21 protein-coding genes and 1 pseudogene are annotated in these 15,462 nt (G+C 63.7%); 15 read left to right on the forward strand and 7 right to left on the reverse strand.

What is annotated here, in order from left to right:
* The first annotated feature begins 109 nt into the window (after positions 1–109).
* From thiC to LRP30_RS35455, 4 genes are all read left to right on the forward strand, one after another.
* Entirely contained in the window at positions 110–2,008 is a 1,899-nt protein-coding gene (thiC, locus tag LRP30_RS35440) for a phosphomethylpyrimidine synthase ThiC (protein ID WP_128937817.1), read from the forward strand.
* A gap of 277 nt (positions 2,009–2,285) precedes the next feature.
* Positions 2,286–2,798: a mismatch-specific DNA-glycosylase gene (locus tag LRP30_RS35445; RefSeq protein WP_128937818.1), complete on the forward strand. Its 513-nt coding sequence runs from the start codon at positions 2,286–2,288 to the stop codon at positions 2,796–2,798.
* A 715-nt stretch (positions 2,799–3,513) separates the two neighbouring features.
* Positions 3,514–4,161: a glutathione S-transferase family protein gene (locus tag LRP30_RS35450; protein WP_249757824.1), complete on the forward strand. Its 648-nt coding sequence runs from the start codon at positions 3,514–3,516 to the stop codon at positions 4,159–4,161.
* 185 nt (positions 4,162–4,346) lie between these two features.
* Positions 4,347–5,042 (forward strand): glutathione S-transferase family protein, encoded by a 696-nt coding sequence (locus LRP30_RS35455; RefSeq protein ID WP_164934338.1) that lies wholly within the window; start codon positions 4,347–4,349, stop codon positions 5,040–5,042.
* A gap of 105 nt (positions 5,043–5,147) precedes the next feature.
* Here the strand turns inward: LRP30_RS35455 and LRP30_RS35460 are convergent, their stop codons facing one another.
* Complete coding sequence (locus tag LRP30_RS35460) at positions 5,148–5,582, reverse strand: hypothetical protein (RefSeq protein ID WP_091879378.1); 435 nt, start codon at positions 5,580–5,582, stop codon at positions 5,148–5,150.
* 459 nt (positions 5,583–6,041) lie between these two features.
* On the opposite strand from LRP30_RS35460, the gene LRP30_RS35465 reads away from it, so the two are divergent.
* From LRP30_RS35465 to LRP30_RS35475, 3 genes are all read left to right on the forward strand, one after another.
* Positions 6,042–6,425: a RidA family protein gene (locus tag LRP30_RS35465; RefSeq protein WP_091879384.1), complete on the forward strand. Its 384-nt coding sequence runs from the start codon at positions 6,042–6,044 to the stop codon at positions 6,423–6,425.
* 155 nt (positions 6,426–6,580) lie between these two features.
* A complete protein-coding gene (locus LRP30_RS35470) occupies positions 6,581–6,841 on the forward strand; it encodes a hypothetical protein (protein ID WP_128937821.1) in 261 nt (86 codons plus the stop codon).
* A gap of 228 nt (positions 6,842–7,069) precedes the next feature.
* Complete coding sequence (locus LRP30_RS35475) at positions 7,070–7,321, forward strand: hypothetical protein (protein WP_249757825.1); 252 nt, start codon at positions 7,070–7,072, stop codon at positions 7,319–7,321.
* 190 nt (positions 7,322–7,511) lie between these two features.
* Here the strand turns inward: LRP30_RS35475 and LRP30_RS35480 are convergent, their stop codons facing one another.
* On the reverse strand, positions 7,512–7,997 hold the full coding sequence (locus LRP30_RS35480) for a J domain-containing protein (protein ID WP_249757826.1): 486 nt from the start codon (positions 7,995–7,997) through the stop codon (positions 7,512–7,514).
* 111 nt (positions 7,998–8,108) lie between these two features.
* Here LRP30_RS35480 and fabG point away from each other — a divergent pair, with 111 nt between their 5' ends.
* The 3 genes from fabG (at position 8,109) to LRP30_RS35495 (ending at position 9,995) form a co-directional block, all read left to right on the forward strand.
* Positions 8,109–8,876: a 3-oxoacyl-ACP reductase FabG gene (fabG, locus tag LRP30_RS35485; protein WP_128945793.1), complete on the forward strand. Its 768-nt coding sequence runs from the start codon at positions 8,109–8,111 to the stop codon at positions 8,874–8,876.
* Positions 8,877–9,116: 240 nt separating this feature from the next.
* On the forward strand, positions 9,117–9,365 hold the full coding sequence (locus LRP30_RS35490) for a helix-turn-helix domain-containing protein (protein WP_091879398.1): 249 nt from the start codon (positions 9,117–9,119) through the stop codon (positions 9,363–9,365).
* Between the two features lie 108 nt (positions 9,366–9,473).
* Entirely contained in the window at positions 9,474–9,995 is a 522-nt protein-coding gene (locus tag LRP30_RS35495; protein WP_128937823.1) for a collagen-like protein, read from the forward strand.
* A 9-nt stretch (positions 9,996–10,004) separates the two neighbouring features.
* Here the strand turns inward: LRP30_RS35495 and LRP30_RS35500 are convergent, their stop codons facing one another.
* Positions 10,005–10,217 carry a hypothetical protein gene (locus tag LRP30_RS35500; protein ID WP_091880329.1) on the reverse strand — a complete coding sequence of 71 codons (213 nt, stop codon included), beginning with the start codon at positions 10,215–10,217 and terminating at the stop codon, positions 10,005–10,007.
* Positions 10,218–10,315: 98 nt separating this feature from the next.
* Positions 10,316–10,582 carry a DUF2277 domain-containing protein gene (locus LRP30_RS35505; RefSeq protein WP_091879404.1) on the reverse strand — a complete coding sequence of 89 codons (267 nt, stop codon included), beginning with the start codon at positions 10,580–10,582 and terminating at the stop codon, positions 10,316–10,318.
* A 122-nt stretch (positions 10,583–10,704) separates the two neighbouring features.
* Here LRP30_RS35505 and LRP30_RS35510 point away from each other — a divergent pair, with 122 nt between their 5' ends.
* The 3 genes and pseudogenes from LRP30_RS35510 to LRP30_RS35520 all read left to right on the forward strand — a co-directional run bounded on the left by LRP30_RS35510 (position 10,705) and on the right by LRP30_RS35520 (position 12,953).
* Positions 10,705–11,766, forward strand: a complete 1,062-nt coding sequence (locus tag LRP30_RS35510; RefSeq protein WP_249757827.1) for an alpha/beta fold hydrolase — start codon at positions 10,705–10,707, stop codon at positions 11,764–11,766.
* A gap of 166 nt (positions 11,767–11,932) precedes the next feature.
* Positions 11,933–12,277 carry a hypothetical protein gene (locus LRP30_RS35515; RefSeq protein ID WP_249757828.1) on the forward strand — a complete coding sequence of 115 codons (345 nt, stop codon included), beginning with the start codon at positions 11,933–11,935 and terminating at the stop codon, positions 12,275–12,277.
* A 72-nt stretch (positions 12,278–12,349) separates the two neighbouring features.
* Positions 12,350–12,953: pseudogene (locus LRP30_RS35520) on the forward strand (MSMEG_1061 family FMN-dependent PPOX-type flavoprotein).
* A gap of 179 nt (positions 12,954–13,132) precedes the next feature.
* On the opposite strand, the gene bfr reads toward LRP30_RS35520, so the two are convergent.
* The 3 genes from bfr to LRP30_RS35535 form a co-directional block, all read right to left on the reverse strand.
* Positions 13,133–13,621 (reverse strand): bacterioferritin, encoded by a 489-nt coding sequence (gene bfr, locus LRP30_RS35525; RefSeq protein WP_091879416.1) that lies wholly within the window; start codon positions 13,619–13,621, stop codon positions 13,133–13,135.
* Between the two features lie 132 nt (positions 13,622–13,753).
* Entirely contained in the window at positions 13,754–14,026 is a 273-nt protein-coding gene (locus LRP30_RS35530) for a (2Fe-2S)-binding protein (RefSeq protein WP_128937826.1), read from the reverse strand.
* Between the two features lie 161 nt (positions 14,027–14,187).
* The gene (locus LRP30_RS35535; RefSeq protein WP_249757829.1) at positions 14,188–14,496 is read right to left on the reverse strand and encodes a hypothetical protein; all 309 of its coding nucleotides are present in this window, start codon (positions 14,494–14,496) and stop codon (positions 14,188–14,190) included.
* Positions 14,497–14,627: 131 nt separating this feature from the next.
* Here LRP30_RS35535 and LRP30_RS35540 point away from each other — a divergent pair, with 131 nt between their 5' ends.
* Together LRP30_RS35540 and LRP30_RS35545 are read left to right on the forward strand one after the other, a co-directional pair.
* Positions 14,628–14,951, forward strand: a complete 324-nt coding sequence (locus LRP30_RS35540) for a hypothetical protein (protein WP_128945790.1) — start codon at positions 14,628–14,630, stop codon at positions 14,949–14,951.
* Between the two features lie 213 nt (positions 14,952–15,164).
* Entirely contained in the window at positions 15,165–15,446 is a 282-nt protein-coding gene (locus LRP30_RS35545) for a hypothetical protein (protein WP_091879425.1), read from the forward strand.
* Positions 15,447–15,462 lie beyond the last annotated feature (16 nt).

Below are 15,462 nucleotides of genomic sequence, written 5' to 3' on the forward strand. Positions count from 1 at the left end.
TGCTTCCGCGGAAACATTTCTGGATTGCTTCGCTGCGCTCGCAATGACGGAGAACTTCGTCGCCAGCGTCGCCCAGACGCACGCACAACAGAATTAAACGGAGGCCCCCATGAACATCCGCTCCAACCCCGAAAAGACCATCCCCGCCGTCACCACCGGCCCGCTTCCCTCCTCGCGAAAAATCTTCGCATCCCCTGACGCCGCGCCCGACCTGCGCGTGCCCTTGCGCGAGATCATCCTCTCCGAAGGTGCCGGCGAGCCGAACCTGCCGGTCTATGACACTTCGGGCCCCTATACCGACCCGAGCGTGACCATCGACGTCAACGCCGGCCTTGCGCGCAACCGCAAGCAATGGGTGCTGGAGCGCGGCGGCGTCGAGGAATATGAGGGCCGGCAGATCAAGCCGGAGGACAATGGCAGCGTCTCCACCGACAAGGCCGCGCGCGCCTTCTCGGCCTATCACAAGCCCTTACGCGGCCTCGACGGCCACAAGGTGACGCAGCTCGAATTCGCCCGCGCCGGCATCATCACCAAGGAGATGATCTACGTCGCCGCGCGCGAGAATCTCGGCCGAAAGGCACAGCTCGAACGCGCCGAAGCGGCCCTCGCCGACGGCGAAAGCTTTGGCGCCTCCGTGCCCGCCTTCATCACGCCGGAATTCGTGCGCGACGAGATCGCGCGCGGCCGCGCCATCATCCCCTCCAACATCAACCACAGCGAACTCGAGCCGATGATCATCGGCCGCAACTTCCTCACCAAGATCAACGCCAATATCGGCAACTCGGCGGTGACCTCGTCGGTCGAGGAAGAGGTCGAGAAGATGGTGTGGGCGATCCGCTGGGGCGCCGACACCGTGATGGACCTCTCCACAGGGCGCAACATCCACACCACCCGCGAATGGATCTTGCGCAACTCCCCGGTGCCGATCGGCACCGTGCCGATCTACCAGGCGCTGGAGAAGTGCAACGGCGATCCCGTGAAGCTGACCTGGGAGCTCTACAAGGACACCCTGATCGAGCAGTGCGAGCAGGGCGTCGACTATTTCACCATCCACGCCGGCGTGCGCCTGCAATATATCCACCTCACCGCCAACCGCGTCACCGGCATCGTCTCGCGCGGCGGCTCGATCATGGCGAAGTGGTGCCTGGCGCATCACAAGGAAAGCTTCCTCTATACGCATTTCGACGAGATCTGCGACCTCATGCGCAAGTATGACGTCTCGTTCTCGCTCGGCGACGGCCTGCGTCCGGGCTCGATCGCGGATGCCAACGACCGCGCGCAGTTCGCCGAGCTGGAGACCCTCGGCGAATTGACAAAAATCGCGTGGGACAAGGGCTGCCAGGTCATGATCGAAGGCCCCGGCCACGTGCCGATGCACAAGATCAAGATCAACATGGACAAGCAGCTCAAGGAGTGCGGCGAAGCGCCGTTCTACACGCTCGGACCGCTGACCACCGACATCGCGCCGGGCTATGACCACATCACGTCAGGCATCGGTGCCGCCATGATCGGCTGGTTCGGCTGCGCCATGCTCTGCTACGTCACGCCGAAGGAGCATCTCGGTCTGCCCGACCGCAACGACGTCAAGACCGGCGTCATCACCTACAAGATCGCGGCGCACGCCTCCGATCTCGCCAAGGGCCACCCTGCCGCGCAACTGCGCGACGACGCGCTCTCGCGCGCCCGCTTCGACTTCCGCTGGACCGACCAGTTCAACCTCGGCCTCGATCCGGATACCGCCAAGAACTTCCACGACGAGACCCTGCCGAAGGAAGCCCACAAGGTCGCCCATTTCTGCTCGATGTGCGGCCCAAAGTTCTGCTCGATGAAGATCACGCAGGACGTGCGCGACTATGCGGCGACGCTGAACGATCCGAACTCGGTGGGGATGTCGATCGCCGGCACCGTCGAGGACGGAATGGCCAAGATGAGCGCGAAGTTCAAGGAGATGGGCAGCAATGTGTATCTCGATGCGGAGAAGGTGAAGGAGAGCAATCGGGTGCTGTGAGGCGCCTGATGCTGGCTTTGGGGACGACAACCGTCGTCCCCAAAGCTGGAAAAGCAGTGTGAACCGGCCATGCGGTTTGAAATATTGCCAGGACTGCCCTCGTACGGCCCGCCGGCGATCTCTTTGACCGAGCGCGGTGAGCACGAGTTTCGTGAAGGTTTGGTTGTCCGGTTTTATCCAAAGAATTCCGATCCATGGGTTGGCAACTTCCTTGGAGGCATGGCGGACTACTCCTAGCGTGCCCCGCGGCTTAACTAACTTTCTTGGGACGTTGGAATTGTTCGCTTACGCCTCGGACCGCCTCCCCGACCAGCTCCGCCTCCACCTCCGCCTCGTCTTCGTCGGCACCGCCGCCTCCACGCGCTCGGCGGAGCTCGGGCACTACTATGCCCATCCCGGCAACCGCTTCTGGCGCGCGATCCATGAGGCCGGCATCACGCCGCGGCGCTATCAGCCGGGTGAGTTTGCATCGCTGATCGAGCTCGGGATCGGCTTCACCGATCTCTCCAAGTCGGGCGCCGGCATGGATCACCAGATCGCGACGGAGACGATCGACCTGCCCGGCTTCAGGGCGAAGATCGAAAAATATCGGCCGAGGACGATTGCGTTCACGAGCAAGAAGGCGGCGAGCTTGTTTTACGGCAGACCGTCGCGTGGGATTGCGCTGGGGCGGCAGAAGCGGGATGAATGTCCGGCCGAGGTGTTCGTGCTGCCGTCGCCGTCGGGTGCGGCGTCGGGGCATTGGACGCTGGAGCCGTGGCGCGAGCTGGCGGCGTGGATCAAGTCGTAGGGTGGGCAAAGGCGCTCTTGCGCCGTGCCCACCATCTCTCCACGCAATCCGGTAGAACGGTGGGCTATCGCATATGGATTTCGCGGGGACCACCCGCGAGTTTGCTCCGCCTCTCCCGCTTGCGGGAGAGGCCGACGCGTCCCGGGCGATGCGAAGCATCGTCCCGAGCGCGGCGGGTGAGGGCTCTCACCGCACCGGCATCGCCTCCGCAATTCTCGACAATCCCGACGCGGAGGCACCCCCCACCCCAGCCCTCCCCGCAAGCGGGAGAGGGAGCCCACTGCCGATGCCGAAGCATTATTCACGCCATATGCGATAGCCCTACGGTAGAACGGTGGGCACGGCGCGCGAGGAACGCGCCTTTGCCCACCCTACGAGACCGTTTGCGAGGCGGGCAGCTCACCCCGCAGGCCCACTCGTCGTCCTGGCGAAAGCCAGGACCCATTACCCCAGGGAAAAGTTTGGTAACGACTCGTGGTCCGGTACTGCGACCGTGCGCAATCGATAGATTCCGCGGTATGGGTCCTGGCCTTCGCCAGGACGACACCGGTGGATTGGCTGGCAACTCGTAGCCCGGATGAGCGAAGCGATATCCGGGGTCGGCGGTTGACCCGCATGTCGCTTCGCTCATGCGGGCTACAGGTTCTATGAAGTGCCCTGTCGGAATCCGCCCCACCCGTTCGTCCTCTGGATACATCACGCCCGGAGCGCCCCGATGCCCACCATCACCGCCTTCGAAAACTCCCCCGACCGCGGCCGCGGGCAGGCCCGCGACATGCGGGTTCGCTGGGCGCTGGAGGAAGTCGGCCAGCCCTACGACGTCCGCCTCCTCTCGTTCGAGCAGATGAAGCAGCCGGCGCACCGCGCACTGCATCCGTTCGGGCAGATCCCGACCTTTGAGGACGGCGATCTCGCCTTGTTCGAGTCCGGCGCGATCGTGCTCCATATCGCCGAGCGTCATCCCGGACTGCTGCCAGTCGAGGCGAATGCGAGGAGCCGTGCGATCGCGTGGATGTTTGCCGCGCTCAGCACGCTGGAGCCGCCGATCGTCGAGCTCGCGATGGCGATGCTGTTCGAGCGCGACAAGAGCTGGTACGCGGAGCGCCTGCCCATGCTTCAAGATCGCGTCCGTATCAGGCTCGGCGAACTGTCCCGCCACCTCGGCGAGGCCGACTGGCTCGATGGCGCCTTCAGCGCCGGCGATCTCCTGATGGTGACGGTGCTGCGGAGGTTGAACACGTCGGGCCTGCTGGGTGAATATCCTGAAATCGCCGCCTATGTCGCCCGCGGTGAGGCGCGGCCGGCTTTCAAGCGGGCGTTCGATGCGCAGCTGGCAGTGTTCAACGCGGCGTCGCGTTCGTAGGGGGCGCCGCTCCGCGTTCAGCCGTCGTCCTGGCGAAAGCCAGGACCCATTACCCCAGCGCAAAGTTTGGCGAAGACTGGTGGTCCGGTACTGCGACTGTTCGCAACCGATATCCCGCCCACCCATTGCGTCCACCACGGCGCCCCTGCATGCTGGCCTCCGCCAACACAGACGAGCCGCCGCCCATGCTGACCCTCTACTCCTACCCAGAGCTGTTCGGCGTCGCCGACAACAACGGCTACGGCCTCAAGGTCTATGCCTTCCTTAAGCTCGCGGGCGTGCCGTTCGTGCACGAGCACGTCTTCGATGCCTCCGCCGCGCCGCGCGGGCAGCTGCCTTACATCGTCGACGACGGCGAGACCATCGGCGACAGCGAGACCATCATCGCGCATGCGATCGCGAAATATCTCCTCACCATCGATGCCTTGCTCTCACCGGAACAGCGGCGCACCAATCATCTCGTGACGCGCATGCTGGACGATCTCTACTGGGTGATGTCGTATTCGCGCTGGAAGGACGAGCGCTTCTATCCGGCGTTCCGCGATGCCTTCATCGCGCAGCACCCGCAGATCGACGCGGCCGGCTTCGAGAAGGCCAAGGCCTACAACGCGCAGCGCTATCATTACCAGGGCATCGGCCGCTACACGCCCGAGCAGGCTTACGCGCGGGGGCTTGCCGATCTCAAGGTGCTGGCCGAGATCGTGCCGGCTGCCGGCTACATGCATGGCGCGGCGCCCACCAGCATCGATGCCGGCATCTACGGCTTCATCGCCAACATCCACTATTTTCCGATCCCGACGCCGCTGAAAGCCTTCGTCGATGCGCACGCAAACCTCGTCGCGCATTGCGAGCGGATTCATGCGGCGGTGAGCAGGACGTAGACTATTCCGTCATTGCGAGCGCAGCGAAGCAATCCAGAATCTCGCCGCGGGGACGGACTGGATTGCTTCGCTTCGCTCGCAATGACGGCGTTGAAGCGGCGTGCCCTACCGCATCGTGATCGCAAGCCCGCTGAGATCCGCATTCGCCATCAACCCGACCTGCCGGCCGGTCAATTCCAGCACGGCGCCCTTCTGGTTGGTCAGCACGATGGCGCGGGCGCCGGCGCCGACGGCAAGGCCGGCACCGGCGGCGCCGTAGACGCCGGCGACATCCGAGGGGCGATTGATGTTGGAGACGCGGCCGCGCAGCACGGTTTTCGAGCCGCCGAACACGAGGCCGTAGTCGAGCCCGCCGGTGGAGAGCCCATAGGTGCGACCGCGGAAATTGAGCACGCCGCTCCCGCCCGAGCCGCCGATGATCCAGCCCGCCTTGTAGATCGTCAGCGTCACGAAACCGCTGTCGGCCCGTGCCGCCGTCGAGAGACCAGCCAGGGCGGCGATGGCAACCAGCGCGGCGCGGAAGGTGGATGCGAGCTTCATGGGGATCTCCGGGGGCTATTTTTCAAGGCAGGAATCGAATCAGACGCGACAAATCTATCCGATCGATCGCGGCGGCAACATGATTGCGGCGCGTGAGGAGTGAGGCACGAGGCGTGAGGCGTGAAATGCGGCAACGCATTCAACTGTCATCGCCCGCGCAGGCGGGCGATCCAGTACTCCGAGACGGTTGTGGCTGAACCGAGAGGCCGCGGCGTACTGGATGCCCCGCCTGCGCGGGGCATGACGACGGAGTTTGGAGCAGCAAGCCGGCACTGCGCCATGATGCAATTCTGCCAGTGTTTTGCCCGACGAGTCAACTTTTTATTTCGGACTTTTCGAAAACGCTGATAAGCTTGGCCTTTTCTACTGTGCATGGGGTTGTTTTCGCATTTTTTGTTTTGAGCGGCTTCGGCCTGCCGCTACGCTCATGCGTGTATCGACCATCCCCGAGGTGATGCCATGCCGATCCAGCATTTCGCGCCCCCGCCGCATGTCAAGGCGCCGCCGCTGTCTTTTGCCACCCGCGTTGGCGATCTCCTGTTCGTCTCCGGCATTCCCGGCTTCGACGCCAATGGCGCGCTGCCCGATGGGTTCGAGGCGCAGTTCGCCAACGTCGTCGTCAACATCAAGCGGGTGCTGGTCGATGCGGGCGCGAGCATGCACGACCTCGTCAAGGTCAACGTGCTCCTGACCCGCGCCTCGGACGTGGCCGCCATGAACGCGCTCTATGCCGGCGCCTTCGGCCCGCCGCCCTATCCCGCGCGCACGACTTGCGTGGTGCAGGCGCTGCCCGATCCGAAGATGCTGATCGAGATCGAGGCGGTGGCGTCGCTTTCGAAGTGAGCAACGCTTAAGCACGTGTGACTTGTCGGGCACGCGGCCAAACCAAATGCGCGGCAGCAACTGACATGTCCGTGAACGGCCGCTCCCCGGCTTGCAAAGACCCTGCTTTTCCCGCACGAATTTTCGGATCCCACTTCCCCACAAGGAGATATTTCATGCGTCGCGCACTCGCGCTCTGTGCCGTTGCCGGCATCGCTTCGTCCGTGTTCGCCGTGCCCGCCTCGGCGAAGGTCGGCTATTACGTGATCCGCTGGGACAACACCGGCATCTGCCAGGTCTGGAACGAGGACCTGCAGTACAAGCCGTTCCAGTGGGGGGTGTCGACCTACAAGATCGTCAGCAAGCCGCTCCCGACTTTCCAGGAGGCGTCGGACCTCCAGATCAAGATGCGGTCGGAGCGACGCTGCACGCTCTGAGCTGACGCAACGGATCGAATTTGAAGGGCGGGTCGCGCGAGCGATCCGCTCTTTTCCTTTTGCGGCGGTCTTGGCGTTTTGCGCATTTTCCCGCGCGCCCGCTTTGAACCTGACCGGCCGGCGGAACTACTCACATCTTGTCCGGGGCGCAGGCCCAAAAGCGTCCCGCACCGGCCCTCCCATCATTGTCGGGAGGCGCATCCCACCTTTCATTTTGAGGAGCTGATCATGCATCGTATTTCCGTGCTCTGCGCTGCCGTCGGTCTTGCCGTCACCGCGTTCGTCGCTGCGAGCCCTGCCGAAGCCAGCTATCACCTGATCCGTTGGCAGGACACCGGCTTCTGCCAGATCTGGGACGAGAGCATCCCGACTACGCCGTGGCCGTCCGACTATTCCCGCGTCAGCGCGACCGTGCCGACCTTCGGCGATGCGCTGATGTTGAAGGATCAGGCGCTCATGAACGGCCACTGCACCTGGTAACAATTAGATCGGCGGACGAAGAGCCGGGCAAGGACCTCGCGTCCTTGCCCGCGCTTTTTTTCGAGCTGCGTGAACAGAGATCGTAGGGCGGGCAAAGCGGAAGCGTGCCCACCGATTCCATCCGTGAAGAAAATGGTGGGCACGGCGCTTTGCGCCTTTGCCCACCCCTACGAGATATCGCCAGGCGCTCTCACGCGTCCTTGTGCGCGCCGGGATGGATCAGGATGTCGCGCGCGGCGGCGAGGTCGATGAAGGCTTGCGCGCTGCCGCCATGGTCGGGATGCATGCCCTTGGCGGCGCGGCGATAGGCCTGATTGATATCCTCGCACGTGAGCTGCACAGCGAGCGGCAGGCCGAGCACCTTGCGGGCGCGATCCTCGCTCGACAGCTTCTTCGGCATGGCACTGCGGCGACCGAAGCGCGGCGCGGTCAGATCATGAATGACCTCGAGCACCACGCTGATGCGGCGCTGGGCTGCCAGCGCGACGCTGTGATCGTCATTGTCGACGGCCTGGCGCAGCACCGGTAGCGCCTGCTCCGCCGCCTGGCGCAGCGTGACATCAGTGCTCATCCGCGCGATCTCGGCCACGAGCCGGCCGGCCTCGGCCCAATCGGCAGATTGCGCCGACCGCAGGCGTTCGAGTGCGAGTTTCCAGGATTCAAGCCGTTCCATCATGCGCGCAACGTTTAGCAATGAAGATCAGTATGCCAAGGCCGCCGTTTCCGACCCCTTAATTTCGAGTTAGCTTTTCGTGAAACTTCGAAACGAAAACGGGAGGAAACTGTCATGGCATTGCTCGCAAACCACATCGCCGTCGTCACCGGCGCCGGTTCCGGCATCGGCCGGGCGATCGCAGCCGGCTATGCGCGGGAAGGCGCGCAAGTGGTGCTGCTCGACGTCAATGCCGACACGGTGGCGGAGGCCGCCCAGGAGATCCGCAAGGCTGGCGGCAAGGCCGAGAGCTTTGCGCTGGACGTGACCAGGCGTGACGATTGCTTCGCACTGGCAAAGCAAGTCGCGGACAAGGTCGGGCAGGTCTCGATCCTCGTCAACAATGCCGGCATCACCCGCCGCAACGCCTTCACCGCCGAGACCGAGACGGTGGCGAAGGACTGGAACGACATCATCTCGCTCAACCTCAACGGCGTCTTCAACATGACGCAGGCGTTCCTCGCGCCCCTGCGCGCAAGCAAGGGGCGCATCGTCAATATCGGCTCGATCCAGTCCTTCGTGCATCTGCGCACGCCGAGCTCGGCGGCCTATACGACCTCGAAGCACGGCGTGCTCGGCTTCACCAAGGCGCTCGCGGTCGAGCTCGGCAAGGAAGGCGTACGCGTCAATGCGATCGGGCCCGGCTTCATCGAGACCAACATCAACGCCAATGTGCGCGCGACCAATCCGGCGCTGGTGCAGGCCTTCGTCGATCACACTCCGCTGGCGCGCACCGGCAAGCCCGAGGACATCGTCGGCCCCGCGATCTTCCTGGCTTCGGATCTGTCGGCCTATGTCACCGGAACGATCGTGATGGTGGACGGCGGATATCGGACGGTGTGAGCGAGCGCGGAAGCTCTTACCACTGGCTCAGTGTCATCGTCCGCGCAGGCGGACGATCCAGTATCCCAGAGGCGCGCCAATCGCGGCGGCTTCGCGGCATTCCTGAGGTCAATTGGTGCGATCGCCCGCGGTTAACTTTTCATTAACCAAACCGGACCACCGTAGATTCACGGCTTGGGGGTCGTTTGTTCTCGATCCGCTTCCAACGGTGGAAGCGGGCGTTGATCGGGGAGTGTATTGATGACCACTGTTCACGTCGCTGCGTCCGAGCCGGGCGCGCAATTCCTTGCACCGAACCAGATCGTTCCGTTGCTGATCGGCGCCACCGTCGACGAGGTCGAGCGCGAGCTCGTGCTTCAGACGCTGGCGCGATGCGACGGTAACCGCACGCGCGCCTCGCGCGTGCTCGGCCTGTCGGTGCGCACGCTGCGCAACAAGATCCGGCTCTATGCCGCCTCCGGAATCGAAGTGCCCGCCTATCAGGATTAGCGCGCGGTGCCGATCGATGTTGAGCGATCCCGTGCGATGGGCGGGCGGAATTGCTGCTGTCGTCAAACGCCGCTAAGTAGCTTGCTTCCGTGAAAGGGGAGCAGTGGCGTGGCGGACGATCAGGGACGACGGCAGGGACCTCAGGGACCGCGCGGGCGGCAGGGCGAACCGGGAAGGCCGGGACCGCAGGGTCATCCGGGCCGGCGCGGCCCCGACGGCGCGCGCGGCAAGCCGGGTCCACAAGGCAAGCCGGGACCGATCGGAAAGGCCGGGCCGCCAGGCAAGCCCGGTCCGCAAGGTAAGCAAGGCGAAGCCGGTCCGCGCGGACCGGCTGGCGCGCAGGGGCCTGTCGGACCGCAGGGGCCCGCAGGGCCGCAAGGCCCGCGCGGCGAAGCCGGGCCGCCCGGTCAATTGCCGTCGATCGAACAGGTGCTGCCATGGCTCGAGCAGCTGTTCGACGCCTGGGATGAACGGCGCCGCCAGCGCGAGCGTGAAGCCGCCGAGCGCGAGGCGCTGGAGGCCGCCGTGCAGGAGACTGACGAACCGATCGCCGATGATGGGAGCGACGAAGGCGAAGGCGACGATCTCAGGAAGAAGAAGAAAAAGAAGAAGCGCGGCAACAAGGGCTAGCAGACGAGCCTATTCCTCGTTTTCGCGTCGCGGGAGCATGCCCATGCGCTCGAACTGCCAACGCATGGCCCGATACCAGAGATAGCCGACCGCGGCGCCGCACAGGGCGAGGATGATCGTGTTCACGCTCGAGAAGGAGCCGCTCCACCACATCATCCAAGCGGTCCACAGTACCGTGAGGGTGACGGCACCTGCTTTCAAGGGAAGAAGGGGGCGGCTCATGATCATGCTCCGGGTTATCAAAACCCCGGCGGACATCATCGCGCAGTAAGTGGGCCCTCTTCCGTGAGCCAGATCACGGAGTGGGCTCTCTGGGATCGCTAACCGAACCGCAGCCGCGAGCGCTCCTTGGCCTTTTCCGCCTCGACCTCGCGGTCGCGCGCCGGCGCATGGGTGTGCAGCGAGCTCAACAGCCGGCGTGCGGCCTCCGACACCTCCGCCACTGCGCGCTCGAACACCTCCTCATTGGCCTGTGACGGCTTGTTGAAGCCGGACAGCTTTCGCACGAACTGGAGCGCGCTGGCGTGGATCTCGTCCTCCGTCGCCGGTGGTTCGAAGTTGAACAGCGTCTTGATGTTACGGCACATGCAGTCTCTCCGGATATGTCCAAGGACGATCGGCGGCGACGAAATCCTACATCCTTCCCCGCACTTCTGTTAAGTTCCGCGGCAACGCGGCCGCCGAATACGAGCCGCACGGGGAGAGGAACATGAGAACTTCTTGCGCGGCCTTGTCGGCCGTTCTGCTATCCATCTCGACGTCGATATGGGCAGCCGACTATCCGGCGCCAAAGCAGGGCGACTGGATCGCCAAGGATTTCAAGTTCCACACCGGTGAGACCATGCCCGAACTGCGGCTGCACTACACCACCGTCGGCGAGCCGAGCGGCCAGGCTGTGCTGGTGCTGCACGGAACAGGCGGCTCGGGCGCGAGCATGCTGTCGCCTGCTTTTGCCGGCGAGCTGTTCGGCGCCGGGCAACCACTCGACGCCTCCAAATATTACATCATCATTCCGGACAGCATTGGCCACGGCAAATCGTCAAAACCGTCCGACGGCATGAAGACGAGCTTCCCGAAATACGACTACGACGACATGGTCGAGGCGCAATATCGCCTGGTGACGGAAGGCCTCGGCGTCAAGCATCTGCGGCTCGTCATCGGCAATTCGATGGGCGGCATGCACACTTGGCTGTGGGGCGAGAAATATCCGAAAGCAATGGACGCGCTGATCCCGATGGCCTCGCAGCCAACCGAGATGGCCTCGCGCAACTGGATGCTGCGGCGGATCATGCTCGACACCATCCGCAACGATCCCGACTACAATGGCGGCAATTACACCAGCCAGCCGCGCATGATGAAATACGCCATCACGGCCTATGGCATCGCCAGCATCGGCGGCACGCTGGCCTATCAATCGCAGGCGCCGACGGCAGCGAAGGCCGACAAGATCGTCGACGATCGGCTCGCGACGCCGATCACGGCCGATGCCAACGACTTCGTCTATCAGTGGGAATCCTCGCACGACTACAATGCCAGCGAGAAGCTGGAGCAGATCGAAGCGTCGCTGTTGCTGATCAATTCCGCCGATGACGAGCGCAATCCGCCCGAGACCGGCATCACGGACGCTGCAATGAAGCGGGTCAAGAACGGCCGCCTCTTCCTGATCCCCGCAAGCGCCGAGACGCGCGGCCACGGCACCACCGGCAATGCGAAATTCTACAGCGAGCAGATTCGGCAATTGCTGAAGACCGCGCCGCAGCGGACCATGTAGGAGCACCACGCGCGCCATCTCGCAACGCATCATATGCAGCGCTCGACGCCGCATATTATTTGAGCATGCATTGCGCTGACGGCTCGGGCTTAATCGCGCCAACGAAACGAATCGATGCGCGGGGACAATCGCGCGCCATCGGTACACACGCGATGAGGAGGATCGCATGCACAGGCTCGCACTGTGCGTTTGGCTGGCCGCGCTGACGAGCGCCGCGTTTGCGTTCGACAATGGACAATATGACCACGTCCCGCCCGACATCCGCGCCTGGTTCAAGAGCGTGATCGCGCCGAATGGCGTGCCCTGCTGCGACATCTCCGACGGCCATCGTACCGAATACGACGTGCGCGGCGGCGCCTATTGGGTCCCGATCGAAGGACAATGGATGGAGGTGCCCGAGCGCGCCATCATCCGCGACCGCGGCAATCCGGTCGGTCAGGCCGTGGTGTGGTACGTCCACCACCGCGGCGCCATCATCATCAGCTGCTTCGTGCCAGCCGATGCGGTGTAGCGCGCTGGATTTCGTTGGCTGCAGGCGCCCGATCGGTTAGCTTGGGGCCAAGCCGAAAGCGGAGGCACGCCGTTGACCGATCTTAGCGCCGAAGACCTCGCCACCATCTATTGCCAAACCGTCGCCGCGCGTCATTGCGAAAGCGCGCCCGGCGATCGATGCCCATGCGAAGAAATTCATCGAGATGTCGCCGTTCTGCGTGCTCGCGACATCGGGAGTGGACGGCAGCGTCGACGCATCGCCGCGCGGCGGCGGCATCGGCTTCGTCCACGTGGCCGGTCCCAACCAGCTATTGATGCCTGACCGCTCCGGCAACAACCGGATCGACAGTTTTCGCAACGTCGTCGAAGGCTCGGGCTTCGTGCATCTGCTGTTCTTCGTGCCAGGGATCGACGAGACACTGCGCGTCGGCGGACGCGGCACGCTGTCGGCCGATCCGGATCTGCTCGCCGCGATGGTGGAATTCGGCAAGCCGCCGCGCGCGGTGCTGAGTGTCGCCGTCAGCGAGGTCTATTTCCATTGCGGCAAGGCGCTGATGCGCTCGAAGCTATGGTCGTCCGAGAAGGTGCAGCGCTCGGTGATGCCAAGCATCATCGAGGTCATTCACGACCAGACGGGCTTGGGTGAACCGCAGAGTCAGGAGAGCGTGGAAGAACTCTACAAGACGCAGTTGTAGGCGGTGCGACAACCACAGTGTCGTCCCGGACAAGCGCAACGCAGATCCGGGATCCATAGCCATAGGGAGTGGTTTGGCGAAGACTCGGAGTTACCAGTTGCGCGCTACGACCACTTCCTGTGGTTATGGGTCCCGGCGTTCGCCGGGACGACAAGGGAGTATGCGGCCAGTGCCAGGGCTCAGTGTCCCTCGCCTTCGAGACCGCCGACGTGCTTCTGGGTGTAGAGCTCGAGGCCGATACGGCCGATCAGGTCAAGCTGGGTTTCGAGGAAGTCGATGTGGTGCTCCTCGTCGCTCATCAGCTTCTCGAACAGGTCACGCGTGACGTAGTCCTTGGCGCCATGGCAGTAGGTCGCCGCTTCCTGGTAGAGCGCCCGCGCGCTCATCTCGGCGGCGAGGTCGCATTCGATGATCTCTTTGACGTTCTGGCCGATGCGCAGGGGATCGAGCACCTGCATGTTCGGGAAGCCATCGAGGAACAGGATGCGCGCGGTGAGCTTGTCGGCGTGCTCCATCTCCTCAATGGACTCCTTGCGCCAGACCTTGGCCATGTCCAGGAGGCCCCAGTTATCGAGGAAACGGTAGTGCAGCCAGTACTGGTTGATCGCAGTCAGCTCATGACGCAGCGCCTTGTTGAGATAGTCGATGACTTTTGGGTCGGCCTGCATGGTTCACTCCAGCTCTTGCAATCAAAATCGGCCCCAAACCGAATTTAGAATGCTTCTAAATGAATTTGCGGACGACGGCAACCGGCTGGGGGGATACAGCCGGGGGAAGCTCAGCCAGCGTTGAGGAAGTTTTCAGCAGGCCGCGAGCGCGAACTGGGCCGGTTCGGCCGTCTCGTCGTTGGCGGCCACGGCGTGGCTGTGCGGACAGCCGGCACAGCAGGATTGGGCGCAGGGGCCAAGCGCTTCGTCGATGATGGTCTTGATGGTCCGGGCACAGCGGCCGCATTCGGCGCTACAACCGAGACATCCATAAACCTGCTTGGCATGGCGCACGGCGTCGTCGGACTCGGCGACGGCGGCGCGGATGTCGTCATCGCTCAGCACGTTACAGGAACAAACGATCATGGAAGCGGCAGGCCCTTCGGTGATGCACCATCATCGATATTTAAGGGGCCGGCCGGATGCAAAAGGAAAAACCGGTATTTGAAGCTATTCCAAACTGGCCCGCAAACAACCTAGAACGACTCTAAAATAGAGCGTTGCGCTGGATCATGATTGCGGCGGACCTAGTCGCCACCACCGCCTCCCCCGCCACCACCGCCTCCCCCGCAATCCCCGCCGCTGCTGCCGCTATCGCTGCTGGAACAGCTGCCGCCATCAGTCGAACTCCCCGAACTGTCACTGGAAAACCAGCTTCCCAGCGAGAAGCCATCGCTCGTCCCCGAATAGCTGTCGCCGCCGCTACTCCCTCCGTCGTTGCCGGCCGCGGCGCGGGAGCGCCGACCGCGGTTCTGGAGGTGTGTGATCCAGCCGTAGCCAATCGCGAAAACGATCCCGGCAGCAATCAATGCATTGACCATCGCGTTGCCCATCATCGTCTCCTGGGTGGAGCTGCGGTCCGTACCAATCTGTCGTACCCGGCAAGGGTGCCGTTCATTGATCATTCAAGCGAAGTATGGAACTCTGCTGCCAAAGAGTTCCCGCGTGATTGCGTGAAAGGTCAACAATGAAGAAGTCGCTCCTGGCAATTGCTGCCATCGTCACCCTGGCCCTGACGGCCGGAACACCGGCCCATGCGCAGCGCGGCGTCGCTGCAGGCGTGGCGGCCGGGATCATCGGCGGCGCCATTGTCGGTGGCGCGCTGGCTTCTCCGTATTATTACGGACCGGGCCCTGGCTATTACGAACCCGGCTACTATCCGCCCCGCTATTACGCCCCTGGCCCGGGCTATGTTGTCGACGACTATTACGGCGGCGGCTGCGTCTGGCAGAAGCAGCGCTTCTGGGACGGCTACGCCTGGCGCGTCCGCCGCGTCAGAGTCTGCGGCTGAGTCGCCCCTGAAACCGGTTCACTACGGATGCGCCGTTCATCTCTGGGCCTGAAAAAGACCGCTTTTTCTCGTCACAGCTCCGTGTGCGTTTACCGTGGATTGACCATTTGCGCGCTTGCTAGCCCAACGGCCAATTCCATCAGAGTGTGCGTGAACTTTTGAAACCCGGGCACCTCTAACAAGGGGAGCCCATCTCCCAGGAGAGCCCAGAGCATGAAGAAGACTTTAGTTGCCGCCCTCACGGTTGCGACGGTCGCCGGTTCGCTGGTGACCGCCACTCCGCCCGCCAAAGCCGGTGACGGCGTCGGCGCCGGCATCGCAGCCGGCCTGATCGGCGGCGCGATCGTCGGCGGCGCCATCGCGTCGAGCCGCCCCGCCTATGGCGGCCCCGTTTACGTGGCCGAGCCCCCGCCGCCGGCGCCCTGCTACTGGCGTCGTGAGCGGTATTGGGACGGCTACGGCTGGGTCAGCCGGCCGGTTCGCGTCTGCTACTGATCTGATCGTTACGCGC

Source organism: Bradyrhizobium sp. C-145 (assembly GCF_023375135.1).
In the GTDB taxonomy this organism is placed as follows: Bacteria; Pseudomonadota; Alphaproteobacteria; order Rhizobiales; family Xanthobacteraceae; genus Bradyrhizobium; species Bradyrhizobium zhanjiangense.

Bases quoted from the DNA above. Each gene is read 5' to 3' on its own strand.
- thiC (WP_128937817.1), top strand. From the start codon at position 110: ATGAACATCCGCTCCAACCCCGAAAAGACCATCCCCGCCGTCACCACC.
- LRP30_RS35450 (WP_249757824.1), top strand. From the start codon at position 3,514: ATGCCCACCATCACCGCCTTCGAAAACTCCCCCGACCGCGGCCGCGGG.
- LRP30_RS35455 (WP_164934338.1), top strand. From the start codon at position 4,347: ATGCTGACCCTCTACTCCTACCCAGAGCTGTTCGGCGTCGCCGACAAC.
- LRP30_RS35460 (WP_091879378.1), bottom strand. From the start codon at position 5,582: ATGAAGCTCGCATCCACCTTCCGCGCCGCGCTGGTTGCCATCGCCGCC.
- LRP30_RS35465 (WP_091879384.1), top strand. From the start codon at position 6,042: ATGCCGATCCAGCATTTCGCGCCCCCGCCGCATGTCAAGGCGCCGCCG.
- LRP30_RS35470 (WP_128937821.1), top strand. From the start codon at position 6,581: ATGCGTCGCGCACTCGCGCTCTGTGCCGTTGCCGGCATCGCTTCGTCC.
- LRP30_RS35475 (WP_249757825.1), top strand. From the start codon at position 7,070: ATGCATCGTATTTCCGTGCTCTGCGCTGCCGTCGGTCTTGCCGTCACC.
- LRP30_RS35480 (WP_249757826.1), bottom strand. From the start codon at position 7,997: ATGATGGAACGGCTTGAATCCTGGAAACTCGCACTCGAACGCCTGCGG.
- fabG (WP_128945793.1), top strand. From the start codon at position 8,109: ATGGCATTGCTCGCAAACCACATCGCCGTCGTCACCGGCGCCGGTTCC.
- LRP30_RS35490 (WP_091879398.1), top strand. From the start codon at position 9,117: ATGACCACTGTTCACGTCGCTGCGTCCGAGCCGGGCGCGCAATTCCTT.
- LRP30_RS35500 (WP_091880329.1), bottom strand. From the start codon at position 10,217: ATGAGCCGCCCCCTTCTTCCCTTGAAAGCAGGTGCCGTCACCCTCACG.
- LRP30_RS35505 (WP_091879404.1), bottom strand. From the start codon at position 10,582: ATGTGCCGTAACATCAAGACGCTGTTCAACTTCGAACCACCGGCGACG.
- LRP30_RS35510 (WP_249757827.1), top strand. From the start codon at position 10,705: ATGAGAACTTCTTGCGCGGCCTTGTCGGCCGTTCTGCTATCCATCTCG.
- LRP30_RS35515 (WP_249757828.1), top strand. From the start codon at position 11,933: ATGCACAGGCTCGCACTGTGCGTTTGGCTGGCCGCGCTGACGAGCGCC.
- bfr (WP_091879416.1), bottom strand. From the start codon at position 13,621: ATGCAGGCCGACCCAAAAGTCATCGACTATCTCAACAAGGCGCTGCGT.
- LRP30_RS35530 (WP_128937826.1), bottom strand. From the start codon at position 14,026: ATGATCGTTTGTTCCTGTAACGTGCTGAGCGATGACGACATCCGCGCC.
- LRP30_RS35535 (WP_249757829.1), bottom strand. From the start codon at position 14,496: ATGATGGGCAACGCGATGGTCAATGCATTGATTGCTGCCGGGATCGTT.
- LRP30_RS35540 (WP_128945790.1), top strand. From the start codon at position 14,628: ATGAAGAAGTCGCTCCTGGCAATTGCTGCCATCGTCACCCTGGCCCTG.
- LRP30_RS35545 (WP_091879425.1), top strand. From the start codon at position 15,165: ATGAAGAAGACTTTAGTTGCCGCCCTCACGGTTGCGACGGTCGCCGGT.